This is a genomic window from Burkholderia sp. 4NA327C6, assembly GCF_005502655.1.
Classification (GTDB): domain Bacteria; phylum Pseudomonadota; class Gammaproteobacteria; order Burkholderiales; family Burkholderiaceae; genus Burkholderia; species Burkholderia contaminans.
The window spans coordinates 200,928-224,527 of record NZ_SCNZ01000007.1; the positions used below are offsets into that span (position 1 = coordinate 200,928).

The 23,600-nt window shown below is 60.6% G+C and carries 19 protein-coding genes and 1 pseudogene; 15 read left to right on the forward strand and 5 right to left on the reverse strand.

Features of this window, described 5'->3' with window-relative positions:
- Positions 1 to 59: 59 nt before the first annotated feature.
- Positions 60 to 353, forward strand: a complete 294-nt coding sequence (locus FFS49_RS10355; RefSeq protein WP_071536335.1) for a helix-turn-helix transcriptional regulator — start codon at positions 60 to 62, stop codon at positions 351 to 353.
- Positions 354 to 374: 21 nt separating this feature from the next.
- Here FFS49_RS10355 and FFS49_RS10360 read toward each other — a convergent pair whose 3' ends face one another.
- The 3 genes from FFS49_RS10360 to FFS49_RS10370 all read right to left on the reverse strand — a co-directional run bounded on the left by FFS49_RS10360 (position 375) and on the right by FFS49_RS10370 (position 4,372).
- Positions 375 to 1,265 (reverse strand): LysR family transcriptional regulator, encoded by an 891-nt coding sequence (locus FFS49_RS10360; protein ID WP_023093405.1) that lies wholly within the window; start codon positions 1,263 to 1,265, stop codon positions 375 to 377.
- Between the two features lie 484 nt (positions 1,266 to 1,749).
- Positions 1,750 to 2,916, reverse strand: a complete 1,167-nt coding sequence (locus tag FFS49_RS10365; protein ID WP_020924942.1) for a glutathione-independent formaldehyde dehydrogenase — start codon at positions 2,914 to 2,916, stop codon at positions 1,750 to 1,752.
- 514 nt (positions 2,917 to 3,430) lie between these two features.
- Positions 3,431 to 4,372 carry a LysR family transcriptional regulator gene (locus tag FFS49_RS10370; protein WP_028698648.1) on the reverse strand — a complete coding sequence of 314 codons (942 nt, stop codon included), beginning with the start codon at positions 4,370 to 4,372 and terminating at the stop codon, positions 3,431 to 3,433.
- Between the two features lie 485 nt (positions 4,373 to 4,857).
- Between FFS49_RS10370 and FFS49_RS10375 the strand changes: the two genes are divergently transcribed.
- Both FFS49_RS10375 and uvrB read left to right on the forward strand, forming a co-directional pair.
- Complete coding sequence (locus FFS49_RS10375) at positions 4,858 to 5,289, forward strand: DUF488 domain-containing protein (protein ID WP_023628836.1); 432 nt, start codon at positions 4,858 to 4,860, stop codon at positions 5,287 to 5,289.
- 375 nt (positions 5,290 to 5,664) lie between these two features.
- Positions 5,665 to 7,641, forward strand: coding sequence for an excinuclease ABC subunit UvrB (gene uvrB, locus FFS49_RS10385; RefSeq protein WP_023093409.1), 1,977 nt, complete (start codon positions 5,665 to 5,667; stop codon positions 7,639 to 7,641).
- Positions 7,642 to 7,791: 150 nt separating this feature from the next.
- On the opposite strand, the gene FFS49_RS10390 is transcribed toward uvrB, so the two are convergent.
- Positions 7,792 to 8,697 (reverse strand): LysR family transcriptional regulator, encoded by a 906-nt coding sequence (locus FFS49_RS10390; RefSeq protein WP_023093410.1) that lies wholly within the window; start codon positions 8,695 to 8,697, stop codon positions 7,792 to 7,794.
- 154 nt (positions 8,698 to 8,851) lie between these two features.
- On the opposite strand from FFS49_RS10390, the gene FFS49_RS10395 reads away from it, so the two are divergent.
- The 12 genes from FFS49_RS10395 to FFS49_RS10450 all read left to right on the forward strand — a co-directional run bounded on the left by FFS49_RS10395 (position 8,852) and on the right by FFS49_RS10450 (position 22,625).
- Positions 8,852 to 9,259, forward strand: coding sequence for a ketosteroid isomerase-related protein (locus FFS49_RS10395; RefSeq protein WP_017514126.1), 408 nt, complete (start codon positions 8,852 to 8,854; stop codon positions 9,257 to 9,259).
- Position 9,260: 1 nt separating this feature from the next.
- Positions 9,261 to 9,869, forward strand: coding sequence for a GNAT family N-acetyltransferase (locus FFS49_RS10400; RefSeq protein ID WP_023093411.1), 609 nt, complete (start codon positions 9,261 to 9,263; stop codon positions 9,867 to 9,869).
- Complete coding sequence (locus tag FFS49_RS10405; protein WP_023093412.1) at positions 9,866 to 10,756, forward strand: carbon-nitrogen hydrolase family protein; 891 nt, start codon at positions 9,866 to 9,868, stop codon at positions 10,754 to 10,756. The genes FFS49_RS10400 and FFS49_RS10405 overlap by 4 nt, the downstream gene beginning before the upstream one ends.
- 282 nt (positions 10,757 to 11,038) lie before the next feature.
- Positions 11,039 to 11,314: a formaldehyde-responsive transcriptional repressor FrmR gene (gene frmR / locus FFS49_RS10410; RefSeq protein WP_023093413.1), complete on the forward strand. Its 276-nt coding sequence runs from the start codon at positions 11,039 to 11,041 to the stop codon at positions 11,312 to 11,314.
- A gap of 59 nt (positions 11,315 to 11,373) precedes the next feature.
- A complete protein-coding gene (locus tag FFS49_RS10415; protein WP_011871467.1) occupies positions 11,374 to 12,483 on the forward strand; it encodes an S-(hydroxymethyl)glutathione dehydrogenase/class III alcohol dehydrogenase in 1,110 nt (369 codons plus the stop codon).
- A 43-nt stretch (positions 12,484 to 12,526) separates the two neighbouring features.
- Positions 12,527 to 12,925 carry a VOC family protein gene (locus tag FFS49_RS10420; protein WP_023093414.1) on the forward strand — a complete coding sequence of 133 codons (399 nt, stop codon included), beginning with the start codon at positions 12,527 to 12,529 and terminating at the stop codon, positions 12,923 to 12,925.
- Positions 12,926 to 13,107: 182 nt separating this feature from the next.
- Positions 13,108 to 14,442 (forward strand): DUF3422 family protein, encoded by a 1,335-nt coding sequence (locus tag FFS49_RS10425; protein ID WP_023093415.1) that lies wholly within the window; start codon positions 13,108 to 13,110, stop codon positions 14,440 to 14,442.
- Positions 14,443 to 14,500: 58 nt separating this feature from the next.
- Positions 14,501 to 15,331 carry an S-formylglutathione hydrolase gene (gene fghA, locus FFS49_RS10430; RefSeq protein WP_023093416.1) on the forward strand — a complete coding sequence of 277 codons (831 nt, stop codon included), beginning with the start codon at positions 14,501 to 14,503 and terminating at the stop codon, positions 15,329 to 15,331.
- Between the two features lie 18 nt (positions 15,332 to 15,349).
- Entirely contained in the window at positions 15,350 to 16,657 is a 1,308-nt protein-coding gene (locus tag FFS49_RS10435) for an NAD(P)/FAD-dependent oxidoreductase (RefSeq protein WP_023093417.1), read from the forward strand.
- Positions 16,658 to 16,708: 51 nt separating this feature from the next.
- Entirely contained in the window at positions 16,709 to 18,022 is a 1,314-nt protein-coding gene (locus FFS49_RS10440; RefSeq protein WP_023093418.1) for a replication-associated recombination protein A, read from the forward strand.
- A gap of 60 nt (positions 18,023 to 18,082) precedes the next feature.
- On the forward strand, positions 18,083 to 19,948 hold the full coding sequence (nhaA, locus tag FFS49_RS10445; RefSeq protein ID WP_023093419.1) for a Na+/H+ antiporter NhaA: 1,866 nt from the start codon (positions 18,083 to 18,085) through the stop codon (positions 19,946 to 19,948).
- A 25-nt stretch (positions 19,949 to 19,973) separates the two neighbouring features.
- On the forward strand, positions 19,974 to 22,625 hold the full coding sequence (locus tag FFS49_RS10450; protein ID WP_023093420.1) for an excinuclease ABC subunit UvrA: 2,652 nt from the start codon (positions 19,974 to 19,976) through the stop codon (positions 22,623 to 22,625).
- 80 nt (positions 22,626 to 22,705) lie between these two features.
- Here FFS49_RS10450 and FFS49_RS10455 read toward each other — a convergent pair.
- Positions 22,706 to 23,488 (reverse strand): annotated as a pseudogene (locus FFS49_RS10455) (DNA-binding domain-containing protein); the annotation flags it as partial.
- Positions 23,489 to 23,600: the final 112 nt, after the last annotated feature.

Sequence of the window (23,600 nt, forward strand, 5' to 3'; positions counted from 1 at the left end):
GTTTAACGTCGTTATCTTTAACGTGGTTAATTGTGGCAGATTGTTTGACGCTTCTGCTAATGCAGAAATCAACAATTCAGCCAGGCCGTCCTTCTGGCACATCGACGTATGAATCCGAGTCGGCGTCAGCCTTCGGAAAGGCCGTGCGCGCTGCGCGCGTCGCTCAAGGAGTCGCGCAAGACGAGTTCGCATCTCGGGCAAGCATTTCGCGTTCTCACATGGGTAAGATCGAGCGTGGTGAGCACGTGCCCACGCTTCCGCTCATACTGAAAATTTCTACGGCACTTGGAATAAGCGCGGCTGACCTGATGACGGCGACCGAACGCAATCTGCGTGCCGACACTGATCCCTGAGTGTCTAGCCTGCCAGCTCCGTCAACCGTCCGAAGAGTCGCGAAGGCGAACGATAAAACGCTCCACCGAAGCCGATAAATTGCCGCCGTCGGGCCGAAGCAGGTAGGTGGTGATCACGGCGGAATCCATCGCCAAGGGGCGGATCACCACATCCGGCCGTTGGGAGATGGGAATCTTGGTCGCCGTCATAAAGCCGATGCCGTAGCCGGCGCCGACCAACGTGAGCATCATGTCTAGCGAGGACACTTCCTCGACAACATTCAGCTTGTGCTCCAACGTGTTGAGCAGCCGCTTGAGTTCGCGGCAATAGCCCTCGCATACCTGCGGGTCGCACAGGACAAGTGGATGGCCTTGAAGTTCTTGAAGTGGCACCTCCTTGTAGGTGAGCAATGAGTGACGAGCTGGCACCGCAATCACCAGCGGGTCATGCCAGATTGGTTCGGCAGCGATACCGTCGCCGACATCGGCCGTGTGCGCGAACCCGATCATGAAGTCGCCCGAACGCAAGCCACGCACTTGCTCTGCCAGAGGCACTTCTGACAAGCGTATTTCGATCTCCGGCTCCTCGGCGCGGCAACGAGCCAGAAATGCCGACAGCCGTGGATCGATAGCCCCATCTGATACAGCGATGCGCAGGCTACCGCGCAAGCCCGATGCCACAGCCTTGGCATTTTCACGAGCCTGTTCCAGCACTGTGAATAGACGGCGAACATCTTGCAAGAAGACCGCGCCCGCCGCCGTTAGAACTGTTCCTCGTCGGTTTCGGTCGAAGAGCACTACGCCCAACTCGTCCTCAAGTTCCTTGATGGCTCGTGATAGCGGTGGTTGTTCGATATGCAGGCGCTCAGCCGCCCGCGTGAAATGTAGCTCCTCAGCAAGAACTACGAAGCAGCGAAGATGGCGCAGCTCCATAGGCCACCCTCCCGTTCCGACTTATCCAACACTGTGCTATCTCCCTATAGAAGTGACTGCCATTCTGGCGGCGGCGAGTTCGGCCACATCATTGGAAACTTCTGGCTGAATGAGCCAGGGCTGGGTTGACCGTGCGATGGCCCGAGGCAGGCACAACACCAGGCGAGCCTGATCAAGTCCGTGGGGTGATAAGGATCAGACGAAGGCTATCTCCAGCCACGCACGTCAATGGATGCCGTGCATCGTCCCCGTCTGACCCTTGGCCGATTGCGAACCAAGCGCTTGAACACGCTTGCGGTTGATCATCACCTGCGGATTGCTGAGGCTCTGCTCCTGGTCCGAGCCAAGGCAAGTACCTTGGGGCAGACGGCAAATGCCGGCGAAAATATTCGCCGGCTCAAGTTGCTGCCCGGAGACTGGCGGGACCAGAATGCCTCTCACCAGAAAGTGTGAGACATCCTGATGCTTAGCCCGCGCCGGATGCTTAATGCCGCACTGAACCATGCGGGTCGATGACGTACTTGTATGCAGAACCCGCGTCGAACTCTTTGTACGCGGCGGGCGCGTCTTCGAGCTTGATGAATTTAGTGTTCATCATCGGCGAAAGGTAAGGCATGCGATCGTTCAGTATCGCCCGCATTAACGCGTGGTTGTAGTTGGCCGTCGGAGATTGACCAGCCGACATTCGCGGCGACTTGATCCAGGCGTTGGACCATTCCAGATCCATATGGCCTTTCTTGGCTTTCGGGTCTTTCGAGATCGGGTTTGCGCAGTACACACCGACCGTACTGGTCATTCCGCCGAAGCGGACATATTTGAGCATTGCGTTGGTAACAGCGCTCTCCACGATCTTGTCAGCCTCCGCGCCAAACCCGCGGCAGTCCACACCAACATAGTCGATGACGCGATCCACCTCCCTGTGCCCGGTAATGCGTTCGAGATGCTCCTCGATCGGCACGCCGTCGGAAAGGTTGATGGTTTCCACGCCGTGTGGCTTGAGAAGGTCCAGCCGCTCTTGAATGTAATCGGCAACGATGATGGCGCCTGCACCCAGAAGTCTGGCGCAGGCGGCACCCGCTCTGCCGACCGGCCCGGCACCGAAGATCAGGATGTTTTCGCCGACGACGTAGGCCGGTGCGGCTGGCCAGTCCGGGCCAGCGAACCCATGGAAAGCTGTGGGTAATACGTCAGAGAGAAGGGTCAGGTCGCGGATTTTTTCCATGGCGGCATCCTTGTCAGGGAAGCGAAGGAGATTGAAATCCGCATACGGTACGAAGAGATAATCACCTTGCCCCCCCGTCCAGCCACCGAGGTTGAACCCGTAGGCTCCGCAGTCGATTTCGGGGTTGGTGTTCTCGCATACATCGGAGCGCATATGCTTGCAGTTGTAGCAACGCCCACACCCCACATTGAAGGGAACGGAAACGATGTCGCCCTTCTTCACGACTTCGACGTCTGATCCCACTTCGATCACTTCGCCGGTCATTTCATGGCCCATGGTCATTCCCTTGGGAACAGCAAACGAACCGCGATAAATGTGAAGGTCGCTGCCACAGATATTTGTGGTAACTATTTTGAGGATAGCGCCATGGGGTGCGCTTTTCCCTTGAGGGGTTATCAGCTCTGGAAATTTGAAGGTGTTGACCTTCATTTCCAAGGGCTTCTCGAAAGTCACGATTCGGTTACCGGTCGGAGTCATTTCGTCACCTCTGTGCGTTAATGTTTCCATCTTCTAAATCGAAGTGGGAAACGAGACTTACCGCTGTCAAGAAGAACGATCGTGGTACTGCCTAGCCGTTGGCCGCGTCTCCTTCTGCGGTCTTGACAGCATCGGATCAAGCTCAGAAGTGGTCAAACTGGAATAATCTATGTGCAGATAGGCACGATCTATCTACGCGGGATCGTCGAGCCGTGCTCGTCTCCTAGCCGGGAGAGGGCAACGATCATGGCTACATCGCGCCTCCTAGCTTGATCTAGGAACAGTCAGCTCGACCCAGCGAGACATGAGGAGGCCGCATGCAGCAGGTACTCCTGTCCCCCGAGTTGCCCCTGGACCTGGTGGCCTTCGATGGGTTGCTCAGCACGTGGCGCCTGTTAGCGGCGCACACGGCATGCCTGCAATCTTCGCCTGGTTGAAGCAATACAGAGTTGCTCTTCAAGACTCGCTATTTCAGGGGGCTTTGAGATGAGTCTGCTTTGGGCTGGAACCGACGATGGATCGATATAACGGATTGAAGAGTGGCGGCGAGTTCGGGGGTGTGCACCATTTCGAGCAATGCACGCGATGACGGTGCCTCGAACGCATTTTTCCCGGCAACGAATCCGACATTTGAGTGCGACATTGGTCCATTGATTGCGATTGCGTGGAGATTTGGAATGTGCGCGAGTTGGCCGGCGAGAGATTGCGGAAGAACTGCCGAATATTTTCCTGTCGCCACGTGTGCCGATAGCACGTCAATTGAATCAGTGCGAATAGTCTGCGCGGTACATTGCATCAGCCTATCTTGAATGGGTTCAGGTACTGCCGAGTTCAGCACGCAGAGTTGTCTATTGAGAACATGGTCCCACGTTGTGCTTCGGGGTTGCTGTGTTCTCGCGGCGTGAAAAAGGAAAATGCGTTCACGGTACAGAAGGTGAGTATCGAAGTCTTCCCCTGGGATATCCTCCAAATGCATGAGTGCGATATCCAAATTGTTTTCTCGAATCGCCTGTAGCAGGGAAGAAGCGCCGGAAACCAGAACTGATTGTTGAAGTAAGGGTGTTTTTTCAGCAAGGGCGATGCTTAATGTGGGCGCTACACCGGCAGTTCCTGGGAGTATCCCTAGCCGGAATTGCCCCTCTATACCTCGCCGTAATGCGGAGAGTTCTCGCTCCAGCCCTTTGCAGTCGTCATACATCTGCTGAGCCCAAGACAGTACGCGCATCCCTTCAGAAGTGAGGCCGTCATAGCGTCGCCCATGACGCACGATCTCGACACCCATGTCTTCCTCCAATTGCTTAATGCCCGCGGAGAGTGTCGGCTGAGAAACATTGCAGCTTTTGGCCGCGTTGCCAAAATGGCCTTCACGGTGCAAAGCAAGCAAGTATTCAAAGTTTCTTACGATCATAGATTTTCTTCTGATAAAGTTGATTAGATTTTATACTTTCACGAAAAACCCTGCGCACGCTTCGATCCGCGTCCAACCTTGGGCACGTAGCTGGCACGCATGAAAGGCTGCCGCGCGCAGTGCCCATACTGTAGGTTCGACTCGTCATCGACGGTCAGCACCACAACGCACGGGACAGCCAATAGCGCGAACACAGGTGCTTTGCGCTGTGGGGCGAGTCGTCCTCATGTAGCTTAGCAGTTGGCGCGTTCTGGAAGGGAGTAAGCGTGAGTGGTGAGGCACGCAACCGCAAAAGGCGGTGCTAAGCTCTTGAACTGTTCGGGTCGTGGCCGTTGAAGCGGCGAGAAAATGGAGCCTGCCATGGCCGTTGTGGCGCAGCTAGTACACCATGCCCCCAGCGTTTCCTTAGCTGCGATTGACGGGCATGCCTGGCGGTAGCTCAATAACAGCCATTTATGGATGAAGGAACGAGGGGAATAAGGCAGATGAAAATATTCACGATTGGATTCACTAAGACCTCCGCGCGGTCCTTCTTCACCAAGTTAAGTGCTTCTGGTGCCAAGCGCCTTGTCGATGTTCGCCTGAATAATGTTTCGCAATTGGCCGGCTTCGCTAAACGCGAGGATCTTCGATATTTTTCCGAGGCGTTGTGTGGGATGGAATATGAACATCTACCAGCACTTGCTCCAACCAAAGACATGTTCGAGGAATATAAAATAAAAGGGGGAGATTGGGATATCTACGCCAGGAAATTTCTGGATTTAATGTCGTCCCGAAGGATTGAGTCAATCGATAAAGAAAAGATTGATAACAGTTGCCTGCTTTGCAGCGAAGACAAGCCCCATCACTGCCATCGGAGGCTAGTGGCCGAGTACCTTGCAGGCAAATGGCCGAATGTTGAGATCGTGCATCTTTAGAGGGGCGACGTAGCTCCACGTTTCCAACGCCTCGTCTGGAGGGCTAAGAGAGACAAAGGCGCGTATCGGCGGGAGCCGGCGCCACACATTGGGCGTACAGAGCAACCTCGCCCGCCACGGCTCGATGTCGGCGCTCAACGAGGCGAGTGGCTCTAGGTGCATTGGCAGACGGGCCGTTGGCTGACGTCGTGGCGATCGGCGGATATGCACTGGGAAGCCCGCCCATGTGTTGGGCTATCATGTTGGCGACGCCTGCGCCCAGGTGGGGCGCGGCAGGATCGCCGTCATTTACACCCCAGTTTGGTACTGCTATAGGTCTTCTGAAATAGCCGATACATCAGGACAAATTGAAGTAGCTCAATTAGGAGATATCTAATGTCAACCGGTATGTTTATTCTGCACTCCAACTATACGCCGGCGGGGGACCAGCCAGAGGCGATAGCGCGCCTGCTGTCGGACATAGAAGACGGTGCGACGCACCAGACGCTGAAAGGTATCACCGGCTCAGGTAAGACCTTCACCATGGCCAATGTGATTCATCGTCTGAAGCGGCCTACGTTGATCTTGGCTCCTAACAAGACGTTGACCGCGCAGCTTTATGGTGAAATGAAGCACTTCTTTCCTGAGAACGCGGTCGAGTACTTCGTTTCCTACTACGATTATTTTCAGCCCGAAATCTATATGCCGGGCACCGATCGTTTCATTCCAAAGGACTCGGCCATCAATGACCACCTTGAGCGCCTGCGCCTGTCCACGACCAAATCCTTGATTGAGCGTCGTGACGTGATCGTCGTCGCTTCGGTGTCTTCAATCTACGGCCTGGGTGATCCAGATGCATACCGAGCGCTACAGATCGCTCTGTCCCCTGGGGTCAAACTAAACCAGAGAGAGCTAATTCGTCGCTTGGCTTTGCTGCAATATGATCGCACGGAGCGCACTCTCAAGCGTGCAACGTTCCGCGTCCAAGGTGATGTGATTGACATTTTCCCCGCTGATTCCGAGTACAGGGCGGTTCGGGTGGAACTGTTGGATGACACTGTTGCGTCTGTCCAATGGATGGACCCTGTTACCGGCAAGACGTTGGGAGAGATAGACCATTATTTGGTTTCGCCAAAAACGCTTTTCGCACCGCCCACGAACAAAATAGATTCCGCGTCCAAAAAGATACTCGCTGATATGGAAGAGCGGGTTGCCGAGCTGAACAGGAATAATCGCTTGGTCGAGGCAAACAGGCTGTACGAGCGGATCACGCATGACGTGGAAATGATGCGCGAGGTCGGCTATTGCTCGGGGATGGAGAATTATTCCTGCTACTTCAGCGACCGAGACGCAGCTTCTCCTCCGATCACGTTGCTGGATTATTTGCCGAAAGACGGGCTGCTGTTCGTCGATGAATCTCATGTCATGGTGCCACAGATATCCGCAATGTACCGGGGGGATCAGGCGCGCAAGGACACGCTGATCGATTACGGGTTCCGTTTGCCTTCATCGAAGAACAACCGGCCATTGAACTTTGACGAGTTCGAGAAGGTCAAGCCTCAGACCATCTTTGTTTCCGCTACTCCGGGCGACTACGAGCTGAGGGTGTCGAAAGGCAGGGTTGTCGAACAGGTTATCAGGCCAACGGGACTGCTTGACCCCAAGGTTGAAGTGCGGAAAGCGGATGGATACATAGATGACCTGCTTGCCGAAATATCGAAGTGCGTGAAGAGAAAGAATCGAGTGCTTGTGACTACGCTGACGAAGGTCAGTGCAGAAGAGCTAACGGATTTCTTGACGGACAACGGGATTCGAGCGCGCTACATGCATTCGGACATAAAAGCGGAGGATCGTGTTGAGATCATCAATGGCCTGCGCGCAGGAGAGTTCGATGTTTTGATTGGGATTAGTCTTTTGCGCGAAGGGCTGGATATTCCAGAGGCATCATTGGTTGCCATTCTCGATGCAGACCGTGCAGGGTTCTTGCGTTCGGCCCATGCGCTCATTCAGATGATCGGTCGAGTCGCTCGGAATGAAAACGGCAAGGCGATCTTGTACGCCGACGCGGTGACGCCGGCGATGAAGCAGGCGATCGATGAGACCAATAGGCGCAGGCAGCTTCAAATTGCCTTTAACGAGGAAAATGGGATTTCTCCAGCCTCGTCTGTGCGAAAACTAGCAGGGGAAGAGACGAATACGGAGGAGCCCACCGTTCATTCCGAGGCTTTCTGCGAGAACTTGTCCGACCTTTGCGATCAGATCACTGCCAAGGAACAGCAGCTACTCGAATTTACCGATACCGGTGACGAGCAGCGCGTCGAAGACATTCGTCGTCAGTTGGATGGGTTGTACCGGCAATTCATTTACATCTAATCGTTCGCCGGCATTGGGTTGCATGGCCGACCGATCTGCACCTGGGGCAAGCGGGCAGACGGTCGGCTCATCATTCAACCGGAGGGGTGAGCCGCCGAGGCTCAGTGCCCCGCTTTCCAAGGTGTTTGCCCTACAGCGTCTTGCGACGTGTCAGCGCAAAGCTGGCAACGATCCAACGGCGACCAGCATTTCATCAAATACCGCTCGAACCCTTCCCGGAATGGGGCCACGCTGAGGCCGATAGACGTACAACCCCCATGCCGGAGGTTCTTCGTTCTCCAGCACTCGCACGAGCTTCCCGCTGGCAATGTAGGGGGCGGCCATGTAGTCCGCCAGTTGCGCGAACGCGATCCCGGCCAGCGCCGCTCCCATTTCCATGTCGGCATTGTCGGCGACGAGAGTGGGTGCGGTAGGTGTCCACTGGCGTCCCGCCTTGAAGTGCCAAGGCCAGGGACGGCCGGTATTGATATCCAAGGCCACGGTAACTGGCAGGCTGCTTAGCGCATCGATGTTTGCAGGTACGCCCACTTTCTTGATCAGGCGCGGAGCGGCAACGATGGGGAGTCTCATGTCGGCGGCCTTGCGTGCGACGAAGCGGCTATCGCGCATGAATCCGACCCTGATCCCGACGTCAATCCCTTCGTCAACCGTATTGCTGATGCGATCGGACAGGCGCACATCCAGCGTGATGCCTGGATGACGCGCGGCCACGCGCTCCAGTGCCGGTAGCACCGCTCTGGCGCCCAAGCTGTGCGGTGCGGTGATGCGAACCGTACCGGACAGAGAGGCCTGCTGGTCGGAGCCAGGCGGTCGCCACAGATCCTCGAACCGCTCCAATGCGGGGCGCACTTGGTCTAGCAGCCCTTCGCCGAAGGCGGTGATGCGCACCTGGCGCGTGCTTCGATGAAACAACACCTCGCCGTAGTGTTGCTCCAGTTGCTGGATGGCACGGGTTACACCTTGCGGAGAAGTCCCCAGCCGGACGGCCGCATCGCGAAAACTGCTGCTTTCGGCCGCCACCCGAAAGATGCGCAGTAGTTCCATTTCCTTGTTCATGACGCACGCCTCATGGCCGGTTTCGCTGCTCGTTAATTGTTCCAGATTGTGGAATTATAAAATCGCAACAATTCCATATACAAGGGGAGCGCGGTTGCCCAGACTGACAACACCCCGGAATGCTCCGCTCCGAACAACCCAACAAGGAACGCGAATGAACGCTGCGACTCTCATCACTGCCTACTACGACGCCTTCAACCGCGGCGACCGCGAGGCCATGCTGTCAATGTTGACCGATGACGTCGCGCACGACTTGAACCAGGGCGCTCGTGAGGTCGGTCGCGAAGCCTTCCGCGCCTTCCTGCAGCGCATGGACCGCTGCTATGGCGAGCAACTGCGCGGGATCGTGGTGATGGTCAGCGCCGACGGCCTGCGTGCAGGCGCGGAGTACGTGGTGCATGGCGAATACAAGGTGACGGACGACGGGCTGCCGGAAGCCCAGGGCCAGCGCTACGTGCTGCCGGGCGGCGCGTTCTTCGAGATCCGCGATGGCAAGATCGCTCGTGTCACCAACTACTACAACCTCGGCGACTGGATCGCACAGGTTGGAGGGGACGCCTGAAATGACCAGCGACGTGCAGGTGCTGGTTCGTCGTGGCGCGGACATTGCCGAATGGTTCGATGCCGTGGCAGGCCTGCGGGCGAGCGTCTTCCGCAGCTTTCCTTACCTATACGAGGGCGACACCGAATACGAGAAGCACTACCTCGCCATGTACGCCCGTTCGGCAGACAGCCTGCTGGTACTCGCGCTCGCTGATGATGTGGTCGTGGGTGCGTCCACGGGGTTGCCGCTCGGCGATGCGGAGCCGGCCTTCCATGTGCCGTTCGCCGATCGAGGAATCCCGGTGGAGGCAGTGTTTTACTGTGGCGAATCAGTCCTGCTCCCGGCCTTCCGGGGCCTTGGCCTGGGCCATCGCTTCTTTGACGAGCGCGAAGCGCATGCCCGTTCGTTGGGCGGCATGCAGTGGGCATCGTTCGCGTCGGTGGATCGTGCAGACGACGATCTCCGGCGTCCTTCCAACTACCGCAGTAATGACCCCTTCTGGACCCGTCGCGGCTACGTGCGGCAGTCGGACATGAAGGTTACGCTGCCCTGGAAGCAGGTGGGTGAGCCGAGCGAAACCGAGCAGACGCTCACGATGTGGCTGCACTCCCTGGAGAACGCGAAATGAAAGTAGCAGTTGCGAAATACTCAGTGGGTCAGCCCGCGGACTTCGAGGCATTTGCTGCGCGGCAGCGGCTGGCTCTGGAGGAGGCGCGCCGTGGCGGGGCGGAACTGGCCGTGTTGCCCGAGTATCTATCCCTCGAACTGGCTGCAACGTTCGAGCCTGGCATCCGCCATGATTTCAACGCCTCTCTGGCCGCGCTGCAGGCCTTGCAGCCTGCGTGGCTGGCACTGTATGCCGACCTGTCGCGCGAGTTGTGCATGACCATTCAGGCCGGTACGTTTTTGACCCAGGTTGGATTGGACCGCTACCGCAACCGGGCTTGGTGGTTTGCGCCTGACGGCACACGCGACTACCAAGACAAATTGCAGTTGACGGGGTTCGAGAAAGACGCCGGCGTCATCGAGGGTGGCGACGAACTCAAGGTGTTCGATTTGAAAGGCGTGCGTGCCGGCATCGCTGTTTGCTATGACAGTGAGTTTCCATTGCCCGTGCGAGCCCAGCGAGAGGCGGGAGTGCGCCTGCTGCTGGTTCCGAGCTGTACCGACACCCAAGCAGGTGCAACCCGGGTCCGTGTGGGCTGCATGGCGCGGGCACTGGAGAACCGAATGTTCATCGCGCAGGCCGTGACGACCGGAGCTGCTGACTGGAGTCCGGCGCTGGACACGAATACTGGCGAGGCCACGATCTATGCACCCATGGATCGCGGATTCCCTGAGGACGGCATTCTCGCGACGACGTGCGGCACGCAGGCATGGGCAATCGCAGATCTTGACGTCGATGCGCTCGAACGAAACCAGGAACAGGCCCAGGTTGCCGTCGATCGCGACTGGGACGGCCAGATGTTGCCTGCACTGCGGAAGGCTCGGTACTCGGGTCGTCAGGTCGCCTAGCCGGTCTCATCTTGATAGCTTCAGCTCGATGAGTCGGCTTAGATAGATCATGTCTATCTGCGCATAGATTTTTCCAGTTTGACCAGTTTTGAACTTGCCCCGATGCTGTCGGTACATGCAAGAAATATTCATTGATTTGAATATTTTGCGCTTCTTGGGAACAAACCTGTACTAGCCTGTAAGAGTGCTCGAAGAGCACAGAATTTGTGGCGAAGTTCGGCCGCATATACTATGGGGGAGTATTGTATAATGCGGCGGTGTACCCAAGTTGAGAGGTGTTCGATGCCACATAGCCCGGAAGAAAAGAAGCAAGCCCTGACGCGCATCCGGCGCATCAAAGGTCAGGTCGCGACTCTTGAGCAAGCGCTCGATGCAGGTGCGGAATGCCCTGCAATTCTTCAGCAGCTTGCGGCCGTTCGTGGGGCAGTCAACGGATTGATGGCGACCGTTCTGGAGAGCTATCTGCGGGAAGAGTTTCCCCGTAGTGACATCAGGAGCGATTCGCAGAACAAGTCCATTGACGAGACCATCTCTATCGTCCGCTCCTATCTGCGGTAGAGGCACCAGGGTGCCCTCGGTGAGGGCAAATTTAGTTAGCTAGTAAAGGAAGCGACATCATGAAATCACGTGCAGCAGTTGCCTTCGGGCCAGGAAAGCCGCTGGAAATCGTCGAGATCGACGTCGAGCCGCCGCGCAAGGGCGAGGTGCTCATCAAGATCACGAACACCGGCGTTTGCCATACCGACGCCTTCACCCTGTCGGGCGACGATCCGGAAGGTCTCTTCCCGGTCGTGCTGGGTCATGAAGGTGCGGGTATCGTCGTGGAGGTGGGTGAAGGTGTGACCAGCGTGAAGCCTGGCGATCACGTCATTCCGCTCTACACCGCCGAGTGCGGCGAGTGCCTGTTCTGCAAGTCCGGCAAGACCAACCTGTGTGTCGCGGTTCGCGCAACCCAGGGTAAGGGGCTGATGCCCGATGGTACGACTCGCTTCTCGTACAACGGTCAGCCGCTTTACCACTACATGGGTTGCTCGACCTTCAGCGAATACACGGTCGTCGCCGAAGTCTCGCTGGCCAAGATCAACCCGGACGCCAATCCCGAGCACGTCTGCCTGCTGGGCTGCGGTGTGACCACCGGCATCGGCGCCGTGCACAACACGGCCAAGGTACAGCCCGGCGACTCGGTGGCCATCTTCGGCCTCGGCGGCATCGGTCTCGCTGCGATTCAGGGTGCGCGCCAGGCCAAAGCGGGCCGCATCATCGCCATCGATACCAATCCGGCGAAGTTCGAGCTGGCTCGTACCTTCGGCGCGACCGAATGCCTCAACCCGAAGGACTTCGACAAGCCGATTCACGAGGTTCTGATCGAGATGACCGGCTGGGGTGTCGATCACACCTTCGAGTGCATCGGCAACGTCAACGTCATGCGTTCGGCTCTGGAAGCTGCCCACCGTGGCTGGGGCCAGTCGATCGTCATCGGCGTCGCCGGTGCCGGCAAGGAAATCTCGACCCGTCCGTTCCAGTTGGTCACCGGCCGGACCTGGAAGGGCTCTGCTTTCGGCGGGGTCAAGGGGCGTACCCAACTTCCGGGCATGGTGGAAGACGCAATGAAAGGCGAGATCGATCTCGCCCCGTTCGTCACCCACACCATGGGTCTCGACGAGATCAACCACGCCTTCGACCTGATGCATGAAGGCAAGTCGATTCGCACGGTGATCCACTACTGATCGCCCACTCTCCATTCAAAACCAACCACCAAGGAAATTAACCATGTCCAATCCTGTCATTTCCGGCGACGGCATCTTCTCGCACGTCTTCATCGGCGCCGCCGACGTCCAGAAGTCGGCCGCGTTCTATGACGCCGCTCTGGGTGCTCTCGGCATCAAGAACCTCGGTCCTTTCGGCAACGGATGGGTGCTTTTCGGTCGCGAAAAGCCGGCTTTCATCATCGCCCGTCCGGGCAATGGTGAAGCGCCTTCCAGCAACGGCGTGACGATCGGCTTTGCTGCCGCCACTCCCGCCGAAGTGGATGCCTTCCACGCCGCCGGCCTTGCCGCAGGCGGCACCGACGAGGGCCAGCCTGGCGCACGTGGTCACCTGCCGGGTGCCTATGCGGCCTACCTGCGTGATCCGGCGGGCAACAAGGTCTGCTCGTACACCTTCGTCTGAAAGCTAGGAAGCTGAGGGCGTTCTGAAAGGGTCAGCACAAGCCTCTACACGGCGAGCCTATTAGACGGACCGTGTAGAGCGGTGCCTACTCATGAAGATCGGCCCGCAGCCATGTGCGAAACGCATGGCTGCGGGCATTTGCTTTGAAGCGTGTTTTTCAACCAAGAAGAAATGAGGTCGTTATGAAAGAGCCGGCCAACATCAATACGACGACCGTACAACCTGCCCCGACCGCCACCGTGTACGGCATGCCGGCCTACACCGATCGTGCTGCCGCCGTGGGGGAAGTGCATGCGCGCCCGCATCTCTTGATTCAGGCCCCTCGCGGCATATTGCAGCTCGCTTTCATGACCGAAGGCGACCAGGCCAGGGATCAGATGGCGATGAGCGAGTTGTCTCATCGCTTCGGCGTTGCCGAGCCCGACCATGCTACGCCGCTCCACGGTGTGACATGGGATGAAGGAGACCTGCACTGCGAAAAGCACACCGAGTTCTCGACGTATCTCTGGTGCGCTTCCCTAGATTCCGAGACGGGAGAGCCGTGCGGCGAAAATCCGTTCAAGCATGGATTTGTTCCTCCCGGCCCGGTCGTATCCGGCATCCGTTTGAGACTTCTTCCGTGGACGCCGGAAACGGAGAAGGAGGTCGATCGCTTCGATCCTGCCAGCCTGTGCTACTCGCTGGTGGAGAACGGCTCTGCCGCCATCCTGACCGATTTCCGACAGGATGCGGATGGCCTGACGCAGATCCTCGTCCTGGCCCGCGATTTGACCCCGGCGCGGGCGGGTGCGCTGGCTCAACGTCTGCTGGAGATCGAGACTTACCGCACCTTGGCGTTGCTGTCCCTGCCGTTGACACGATCGATGACGTCGGAACTGCGACGCATGGAGTCGCGCCTTGCGGCGATCACCGACGAGATGTGTACGAGCTTGGTGGAACGGCGCGACAGCGACGTGCTGCTGTCCGAATTGACCGGCCTGGCTGCCGAGCTGGAAGCTGGCGTTGCGGCGAATCTCTATCGCTTCGGCGCCAGCCGTGCCTACTACGAGATCGTCGAGGAAAGGCTGGCAGCGCTTGCGGAAGAGGCCGTATCCGGGTACTGCACCTGGGCGGATTTCCTGCAGCGTCGCATCGCTCCCGCCATGCGGACATGCCAATCCGTAAAGGAGCGCCAGACCAAGCTCTCCGACAAGCTGACCCGGGCCATCGCGTTGCTGCGTTCCTGGATCGACGTCGAGCTTGAACGCCAGAACCGCGATCTGCTGGCTTCGATGAACAACCGGGCCAAGATGCAATTGCGCCTTCAGCAAACCGTCGAAGGCCTCTCGGTCGCGGCAATTTCTTATTACGTCGTGAGTCTTCTCGGCTACTTGCTCAAGGGCATTCCGATGGTTCACGACAGCGTGGCGCCGGTGATGGCGGTTCTGGTGCCTGCGGTGATGCTGACGATCTGGTGGATCGTGCGCAGGATCAGACACGCCCACGGCGACACGGCAGCGGAAGAGAAATCTTCCTGACGAGCTGCCGTCCTGGCGCGCGAGAGCTGCGCCGTTCCTTTGAACATAGGAGAACACCATGGAACGCATCGAACATCACGCCAGCTTTGATGGTTGGCAGGACGTTTATCAGCATGAATCCACGACGCTCGGTTGCACGATGAAAGTCGGCGTCTATCTGCCTCCGCAGGCACAGCACGGCAAGGTGCCGGTGCTGTACTGGCTTTCAGGCCTCACCTGCACCGAGCAGAACTTCATCACCAAGTCCGCCGTCCAGCGCTACGCAGCCGAACATGGCATTGCCGTCGTCGCGCCCGATAGCAGCGCTCGCGGCGAAAGCGTTGCCGACGATCCCGCCTATGACCTCGGACAGGGGGCGGGTTTCTACGTCAACGCCACACAGGAACCCTGGGCTGCGAATCATCGGATGTATGACTACGTCGTGCAGGAACTACCGGCGCTGATCGAGGCCCACTTTCCCGTGACAGCGGAGCGGAGCATCAGCGGCCACTCCATGGGGGGACACGGTGCTTTGGTCATCGCCCTGCGAAACCCGGGCCGTTATCGCAGCGTCTCGGCCTTCTCGCCCATCGTCGCTCCCACCCAGGTTCCCTGGGGACACAAGGCCTTCGAGGCGTATCTGGGTAGCGACCGGGAGGCGTGGAAGCAGTACGACACCGTGGAGCTGATTCGCACCGTGCAGGAGCGTCTGCCGCTGCTGGTGGATCAGGGCTTGGGCGACGAGTTCCTGGAGAGTCAGCTTCAGCCCGATCTGCTGCGCAAAGCCTGCGACGAGACGGGACACCCGCTCACGTTGAATCTGCGCCCGGGCTACGACCACAGCTACTACTTCATTGCCAGTTTCATTGGCGAGCATATGGCACACCACGCATCGGCGCTGAAACGCTGAGAGAGAGGAGATCAGGTCATGACAAAGACCTCCAAAAATCGACATCACGTCGTCATTATCGGAGCGGGCTTCGGCGGGATCGAGGTTGCCAACCAGCTTGCTGGTGCCGAGGTCGATGTGACGATCATCGATCGGCGCAATCATCACCTGTTCCAACCCTTGCTTTACCAGGTTGCAGGGGCGTCACTTTCGACATCCGAGATCGCCTGGCCTATTCGCTATCTCTTCCGCAATCGCCCGGAAGTGAACACCTTGATGGCGGAAGTGGAAGGTATCGACCAGGACGCGCGTCAGGTCATTCTCAACAATGGCTCGCGCCAAACCTACGACACGCTCGTACTCGCGACAGGTGCTACCCATGCCTATTTCGGACACGACGAATGGGGGGCTTTCGCGCCGGGGTTGAAGACGCTGGAAGATGCCACGACCATTCGAGGCCGAATTCTCGCGGCCTTCGAGGAGGCCGAGCGCACGAGCGATCCTCAGCAGCGTGCCGCGCTGCAGACGTTCGTCATCATCGGTGGTGGTCCCACCGGGGTTGAATTGGCCGGAACCATCGCCGAGCTGGCGCGAGACACGCTGGCGCGTGACTTCCGCTCGATTGACCCGAGCACGTCGCGGGTTGTACTGATCGAGGCGGGCCCGCGTCTGTTGTCCGTCTTTCCAGAGGATCTGTCGGCCTATACGCGCCAAGCACTCGAAAAGCTCGGGGTCGAGGTCGTGCTGGGTACGCCGGTCACCGAATGCTCGGCCGACGGCGTGGTGTATGGCGGCAAGCCCCTTTCGGCCAAGACCATCGTCTGGGCCGCCGGGGTCCAGGCGTCTCCCGCGGCCCGCTGGCTGGGTGCTGCGTCTGATCGTGCGGGTCGAGTGGTCGTTGGTCCCGACCTGACGGTGGCCGGCCGCCCGGAGGTCTTCGCCATCGGCGATACCGCCTCGTGCACCATGGCCGATGGGAAGTCCGTACCGGGCATCGCCCCCGCCGCCAAACAGCAAGGCAAGTACGTCGCCAACCTCATTGGACGGCGTTTGAAAGGCAAGCTCGCTGACGGGCCTTTCAAATACCGGCATCAGGGGAACCTGGCCACCATCGGCCGCAGCCTGGCCGTAATTGACATGGGGCGGGTTAAGCTGCGTGGAGCCTTTGCGTGGTGGATCTGGAAGCTCGCGCATATCTACTTTCTGATCGGTACGCGAAATCGTCTCAGCGTCGCGTTGAGCTGGGTATGGAACCATAGCATCGGCTACCGCGGCTCTCGCATCATCATGCATGCGATTAGCGACAAAGAGCCCACGGCGTTGGATAAATCCGGCTCTCTGGATTGAGGTGCCCACCTTATCGGAACGTCAACTATTAGAAATGCCAGGGAGAGGAACTTGACCGATCTATTCACGACAAAGCCCAAGCCTCCCTTGGCCGAACTCCTGCGGCCCAAGACGCTGGATGAATTCGTCGGGCAACGGCACTTGCTCGGCCCCGGCAAGCCGCTTCGTCTCGCGTTCGAGGCGGGCAAGTTGCACTCGTTCATCCTCTGGGGGCCGCCAGGCGTGGGCAAGACCACCTTGGGGCGCCTGGCCGCCAGTGCGACCGACAGCCGATTCATCGCCATCTCGGCCGTGCTTGCCGGGGTGAAGGACATCCGGCAAGCCATCGACGAGGCCCAGGCAGAACTGGACAACCATGGTCGATCGACGGTGCTTTTCGTCGATGAGATCCACCGCTTCAACAAGGCGCAGCAGGATGCCCTACTGCCCCATGTCGAGTCGGGGCTCCTGACCCTGGTGGGGGGGACGACCGAGCATCCGGGGCTGGCGGTCAATTCCGCTCTGCTCTCGCGCGCGCAGGTCTATACCCTCGAACCGCTGTCCGGCGACGAACTGAACCAGCTCTACGAACGCGCACTGCCGCATCTCCAGGGCGTCACGTTGGACGCGGACGCGCTGGATCTGCTCAAGGGCTTTGCCGATGGCGATGGCAGGCGCTTCCTCAATCTGCTTGAGCAGGTGACGAATGCTGCGTCGGGCGCTGGCAAGACCGTGGTCGATGGCGAGTTCGCCAGGCTGTCCACCAGTCCATCGCTGCGCAGGTTCGACAAGGGCGGCGACGAGTTCTACTGGCAGCTCTCAGCCTTCCACAAGTCGCTACGGGGCTCCGACCCTGATGCGGCCCTGTATTGGCTGGCCCGCATCCTCGACGGTAGCGGCGACGTCAGCCAGGTGACCCGCCGCATGGTGGTAGTGGCCAGCGAAGACATCGGCAATGCCGACCCGCAGGCGCTGCAACTGGCGCTCAATGCCGCGCTGGCTTATGAGAGGCTGGGTTCCCCCGAAGGCGAAATACCGATTGCCCACGCAGCGACCTACCTTGCTGCCGCCCCCAAGTCGAACGCTGCCTATGCCGCCTGGAACAAGGCGAAGGCCTTCGTCAAGAACAGCGGCTCCCTGCCTGTGCCTCTCCATCTTCGCAATGCGCCGACGAAGCTGATGCAGCAGATGGGGTATCACGAAGGCTACCGCTACGCCCATGACGAGCCCAACGGCTATGCCGCTGGGCAAAGCTACTTTCCCGAGGGCGTGGCGCGGCCGGGCTGGTATCAGCCAACGGACAGAGGTGTTGAGCGCAGGCTGGGAGAAAGGCTTACTTGGCTGCGCTCGCTGGATGATGGGACGCTGCCAGAGGCGGACGCCTGACCGGTCGCCTCCGAAACCGGCTCATCGCGACTTCACGAACTACAGGAACAGGATAAGAACATGTCAGCCACTTCTTTCGGTGCATCCTCGGCGAATATCAGCCGGGGACGCGTTGCCCGCTATCTGCGCACGGAGTCTGGTGCTGCGGTGCTGCTGGTGATCGTCACGGTCGTGGCGCTGGCGTGGGCGAACTCGCCGCTATCCGATGCCTATTTCGCGTTGTGGCACCTGGACGTCGGGTTTGACTTCGGGCCGCTGGGCCTGCACATGGATCTGCATCACTGGGTCAACGACGGCCTGATGGTGGTCTTCTTCTTCCTGATCGGCCTGGAGGTGCGTCAGGAGTTTGCCCACGGATCGCTCAGGGACCGCAGCCGTGCCCGTCTCGCTCTGATCGCGGGTGTCGCAGGTGTCGTGCTTCCCGCGCTGGTGTATGTCCTGATCGTGGGGCTGGCCGGAAGTGAGGGCCTGCACGGGTGGGGGGCGGTGGTCGGCACCGATACGGCATTCATGCTGGGCACCCTGGCGATCGTCGGCCCGCGGCTATCCGGTCAGTTGCGCGTGTTCCTGCTCACCCTGACCGTGGTCGATGACTTCCTCGCCGTGTCCATCATCGGCATCGTCTATAGCGAGGAGATTCGGATCGTCCCGTTGTTGATCGCCCTCGCCAGTCTCGTTGCGTTGTGGTGGCTAGGGCGCACCCGCCAGTGGCGGGCAATGCCGTATGTGCTGATCGTGATCGTGCTGTGGCTCGCAACCGTGTACTCCGGCATCCATGCCTCTCTCGCCGGGATGGCCGCGGGGCTGCTGATCCCCGCCTACGCGACGCAACGTCACAAGGTCGTCGCGGCAAAACAACTGTTCCGCGACTTCTGGCAGTCTCCGAGTGCCGCATCGGCCCGCGCGGTGGACTGCGGGCTGTCCCGGGGTATCTCGGTGAACGAGCGATTGCACGAGTTCCTGCGGCTGCCGACGGCGCTGCTGATCGTGCCGGTGTTCGCCTTGGCGAACGCCGGAGTGGACGTGCGTGGCGGGCTGCTCGCCGAGGCCTTCGGCTCGCCAGTCACGTGGGGCGTCATCGCAGGGCTCGTGCTCGGCAAGCTCCTGGGCATCGGGCTCATCACTCTCGTCGCCGTCCGTCTCGGCCTGGGCCGGCTGCCCGAGGGCGTCGGGGTGGGGAGCGTGTTCGGTGGTGCGGCACTGTCCGGGATCGGGTTCACCGTGTCGCTGCTGATCATCGGGCTCGCGTTCGGCACGACCTCCGACCTGGGCCGCCAGGCGACGGTCGGCGTGCTCGTGTCGATGGTGTTCGCCACGTTGCTCGGGTGGCTGATCTTCAAGGTCGCCGCCCAGCGGTGGGGTGAGAAGACCGCTGACCTGCCGATGGTGCTTGAGCCACCGGTCGATCCGGAGATCGATCACATCCGCGGGCCGGAGGACGCCCAGCTCACACTCGTCGAGTACGTGGACTTCGAGTGCGCGTACTGTGCGCACGCCACCGGTTCGTGGGACGATCTGCGCGCCCACTTCGGGGACGACCTGCGGTATGTGGTGCGCCATCTGCCGCACCACCCGCACGGGCCGATTGCCGCGCGGGCGTCCGAGGCAGCGGCGAACCAGGGGATGTTCTGGCCGTGGCTGGACTTCGTGTTCACCCGTCAGCATGCGCTGGAGCGCGAGCATCTGATCGGCTACGCCGCCGAGCTTGGGCTCGACGTCGAACGGTTCATCGCGGATCTCGACAGCACCGCGGTGATCGAGCGTGTCGAGCGCGACCTCGCCAGTGCGGTCGCCAGCGGTGCGCACGCCACGCCGACGTTCTTCGTCGAGGGTCGTCGTCTGCGCGGCAGCTACGACGCCCGCACTGTCACCGCGGCGCTCGAAGCCAGTCGCCGCGGCCCCCGAACTCAGGAAGTCCCGTCCTGAGCGGGACGAACTACAGGATAAAAACATGCCAAACAATTCTTTCGGTGAATCCTCTTGTACGGCTGCGGCCAGCGGCATGGTGGAAGTGCGCGGCGCGCGCGAGAACAACCTCAAAGAGGTGGACGTTTCCATCCCGCGTAACGCGCTGGTGGTGTTCTCCGGCGTTTCCGGCTCCGGCAAGTCCTCGCTGGCCTTCGGCACCATCTACGCCGAGGCGCAGCGGCGCTACTTCGAGTCGGTGGCCCCCTATGCGCGGCGCCTGATCGACCAGGCCGGCGTGCCGGACGTCGATGCGATCGACGGCCTGCCGCCGGCGGTGGCGTTGCAACAGCAGCGGGGCTCCAGCAACGCGCGTTCCTCCGTGGGCAGTGTGACCACCCTGTCCAGCCTGGTGCGGATGATGTATTCGCGCGCCGGCGCCTACCCAGCCAACCAGCCGATGCTGTACGCCGAGGATTTTTCGCCCAACACGCCGCAGGGAGCGTGCCCGACCTGCCACGGCCTGGGCCATGTGTACGAGGTGACCGAGGCCATCATGGTGCCCGATCCCTCCCTGAGCATCCGCGAGCGGGCGATCGCCTCCTGGCCCCCCGCCTGGCAAGGCCAGAACCTGCGCGACATCCTGGTCAGCATGGGCTACGACGTTGACCGACCGTGGAAGGACCTGCCGAAGAAGGATCGCGACTGGATTCTGTTCACCGAGGAAACACCGACAGTGCCGGTGTACGCCGGCTTCACGCCCGCCGAAACTCGCGTCGCGCTCAAGCGCAAGATGGAGCCGAGCTACATGGGCACCTTCACCGGCGCCCGGCGGTATGTGCTGCACACCTTTGCCAATACCCAAAGCGCACTGATGAGAAAGCGCGTGTCCCGGTTCATGGAGGGCAAGCCGTGCCCCACCTGCCACGGCAAGCGGCTCAAGCCCGAGGCGCTGTCGGTCACTTTCGCCGGCGTGGACATCGGCGCGTTCATGCAGATGCCGCTGGACCAGTTGGCTGCCTTGCTCGAACCCATTGCCCAGGGCGATTTCCGCGCCCATGCAGCGGGGGAGGCTACGGACAAGGAAGCGACCCGACGCGACCGTGCCGAACGCGCGGCCTCCGGCCGTGCCGTCCATGCGGTATCGCCCGACGTGCGCCGCACCTCCGCGCTGTCGGAAGAAAAGCGCCTCGCCGCGCAGCGCCTGGCCGGCGGTGTGATGGCGCGCCTGCGTCAACTGCGTGGGCTGGGCCTGGGTTACCTGACGCTGGACCGGGCCACGCCGACGCTTTCGGCCGGCGAGTTGCAGCGCCTGCGGCTGGCCACGCAATTGAGTTCCCTGCTGTTCGGTGTTGTGTACGTGCTCGACGAGCCCTCGGCGGGGTTGCACCCCTCCGACAGCCAGGCGCTGTACGACGCGCTCGACCGGCTGCGTGACGCCGGCAACTCGGTGTTCGTGGTCGAGCACGACCTGGACCTGATGCGCCGCGCGCAATGGCTGGTGGATGTGGGGCCGGATGCCGGGGAGCGTGGCGGCCGCGTGCTCTACAGCGGCGAGCCGGACGGCCTGCGCAAGATTGCCGAATCGCGCACCGCCCGCTATCTGTTCGACGAAATCGCCGCGCCGGGAAGCCGGGCACGCGAAGCGACCGGCTGGCTGGAGCTTCAGGGCATTCATCGTCACAACCTGCATGGCGTGGACGCACGCATTCCGCTGGGCGTGCTGACGGCCGTCACCGGCATCTCCGGCTCGGGCAAGTCCAGCCTCGTCGCGCAGGCGCTGCCGGAGCTGGTGCTACTGCACTTGGGCCACGAGCCCGAGGACGACGCGGCCGAAAGCGCCACCAGCGAAGGGCCGGCAGTGATCGAAGCGACTGGCGGTCATCTGGCGGGCGACGTGGACGCCATACAGCGCCTGGTGCAGGTGGACCAGAAGCCGATCGGGCGCACGCCCCGGTCCAACCTGGCCACCTACACCGGCCTGTTCGACCACGTGCGCAAGCTGTTCGCCGCCACGCCCGATGCGCGACGCCGCCGCTATGACGCCGGGCGCTTCTCGTTCAACGTGGCTAAGGGGCGTTGCGAGACCTGCGAGGGCGAGGGCTTCGTCAGTGTGGAGTTGCTGTTCATGCCCAGCGTGTACGCCCCGTGTCCGACGTGCCATGGCGCACGCTACAACGAGGCCACGCTGAAGGTGCGATGGAACGGGCGCAACATCGCCGAGGTGCTGCAGATGACCGTGGACGAAGCCAGCGAATTCTTTGCGGGTGAAGACGCCGTGGCCCGGCCCCTGCAATTGCTGCGCGATATCGGATTGGGCTATCTGCGCCTGGGGCAACCGGCCACGGAACTTTCCGGTGGCGAGGCGCAGCGCATCAAGCTGGCGACCGAGCTTCAGCGCAGCCAGCGCGGCCGAAGCCTGTACGTGCTCGACGAGCCAACCACCGGGCTGCATGCATCGGATGCCGACCGGCTGCTGGTGCAGTTGCAGCGCCTGGTCGATGCCGGCAACACCGTGGTGATGATCGAGCACGATATGCGCGCGGTGGCTCAGGCCGATTGGGTGATCGACGTGGGGCCTGGTGCAGGCGCTGCCGGCGGCAGCATCGTGGTGGCGGGCTCCCCTCAGCAGGTGGCCCGAACGTCTGGCAGCCGAACCGCTCCGTTCCTTGCGCAGGAGTTGGCGCGGGCCGAGTAGCTCAGTTCGCCAAATGTTGCCAGCTTTCGCGGGGTATTGATCGTCGCCAAACGACGGTGGCGATCAATGCCCGAATCGCGTCATCCTTCCTGAGTCAGAGCAAGATAGGGATTGTTGGGCGGTATTTCGGGGAATGCCAAGGACCCATCTTCAAGGAGGTAGCCATGCAGTCGGCGGGACTTCCTCGGGCCCGTGACCTCACAGGTCCAAATGTTCAGGCCATTGGGGTGCTTGCGATGTAGCTGCAGCTTCTCGAAGCGCTTCTGCACCCACTGCCAATCCTGTTGATTCTCCTGCTTGGCGAGCGCGGCCACTTCGGGATGCTCCTGCGCATAGCGTTGGAACACACCCGGGCTGACCAGGTAGGCCGTGTCATTCACCGTATGCACGAGCGCCTTCGCGTCATTGATGATGAGCCGTCGTGAGGTGATTCCCTGCTTCAGCCAAACCATGAACTGTTCCGCGGATGGCTTCGTTGCCGATGACCCAGGCGTAGGCGCGGGTACAGGTGATGGAATGGACGTCGCGGCTGTTGCTGGCGCGGGAGGGTGGAGGAACTCTTCGGCATCCTGACCAACGCCGGCCGACTCACCCAAGCCCACCATCGCGAGCAAGTCCTCCATGACGTCGGGCACGGGCTGGGCCGCGGGCGGTGAAACGATGGTGGTGCTGTCGTCCTCCCAAATTGGAGGCTCTTGACCTCCCTGCGCTGGGTTCACCGAGACGGTTGGCGCGGGAGCCGACATGCTGGCGTCGTTTTCCGCGGGCGTCGCGTCGATCTCTACCGTGCCTGCGAAAGGTGCTGGTCGCTCGCCAGACTCCCAGATCAGCGCGGGAGCGAGACGCAACAGGGTGAACGAATGTATGCGATCCACGAATGACGTCCCTCAGAGCAAATCGGTGGAGCGCTTGAGGTGCGGTAAGGAAGCGGATCAGCGCAGGTCGGCCGGCATTTTCCAGGGCAGCAACGCGTCG

Coding starts and splice junctions, on each gene's coding strand:
- FFS49_RS10355 (WP_071536335.1), top strand. CDS start 60: ATGCAGAAATCAACAATTCAGCCAGGCCGTCCTTCTGGCACATCGACG.
- FFS49_RS10360 (WP_023093405.1), bottom strand. CDS start 1,265: ATGGAGCTGCGCCATCTTCGCTGCTTCGTAGTTCTTGCTGAGGAGCTA.
- FFS49_RS10365 (WP_020924942.1), bottom strand. CDS start 2,916: ATGAAGGTCAACACCTTCAAATTTCCAGAGCTGATAACCCCTCAAGGG.
- FFS49_RS10370 (WP_028698648.1), bottom strand. CDS start 4,372: ATGATCGTAAGAAACTTTGAATACTTGCTTGCTTTGCACCGTGAAGGC.
- FFS49_RS10375 (WP_023628836.1), top strand. CDS start 4,858: ATGAAAATATTCACGATTGGATTCACTAAGACCTCCGCGCGGTCCTTC.
- uvrB (WP_023093409.1), top strand. CDS start 5,665: ATGTCAACCGGTATGTTTATTCTGCACTCCAACTATACGCCGGCGGGG.
- FFS49_RS10390 (WP_023093410.1), bottom strand. CDS start 8,697: ATGAACAAGGAAATGGAACTACTGCGCATCTTTCGGGTGGCGGCCGAA.
- FFS49_RS10395 (WP_017514126.1), top strand. CDS start 8,852: ATGAACGCTGCGACTCTCATCACTGCCTACTACGACGCCTTCAACCGC.
- FFS49_RS10400 (WP_023093411.1), top strand. CDS start 9,261: ATGACCAGCGACGTGCAGGTGCTGGTTCGTCGTGGCGCGGACATTGCC.
- FFS49_RS10405 (WP_023093412.1), top strand. CDS start 9,866: ATGAAAGTAGCAGTTGCGAAATACTCAGTGGGTCAGCCCGCGGACTTC.
- frmR (WP_023093413.1), top strand. CDS start 11,039: ATGCCACATAGCCCGGAAGAAAAGAAGCAAGCCCTGACGCGCATCCGG.
- FFS49_RS10415 (WP_011871467.1), top strand. CDS start 11,374: ATGAAATCACGTGCAGCAGTTGCCTTCGGGCCAGGAAAGCCGCTGGAA.
- FFS49_RS10420 (WP_023093414.1), top strand. CDS start 12,527: ATGTCCAATCCTGTCATTTCCGGCGACGGCATCTTCTCGCACGTCTTC.
- FFS49_RS10425 (WP_023093415.1), top strand. CDS start 13,108: ATGAAAGAGCCGGCCAACATCAATACGACGACCGTACAACCTGCCCCG.
- fghA (WP_023093416.1), top strand. CDS start 14,501: ATGGAACGCATCGAACATCACGCCAGCTTTGATGGTTGGCAGGACGTT.
- FFS49_RS10435 (WP_023093417.1), top strand. CDS start 15,350: ATGACAAAGACCTCCAAAAATCGACATCACGTCGTCATTATCGGAGCG.
- nhaA (WP_023093419.1), top strand. CDS start 18,083: ATGTCAGCCACTTCTTTCGGTGCATCCTCGGCGAATATCAGCCGGGGA.
- FFS49_RS10450 (WP_023093420.1), top strand. CDS start 19,974: ATGCCAAACAATTCTTTCGGTGAATCCTCTTGTACGGCTGCGGCCAGC.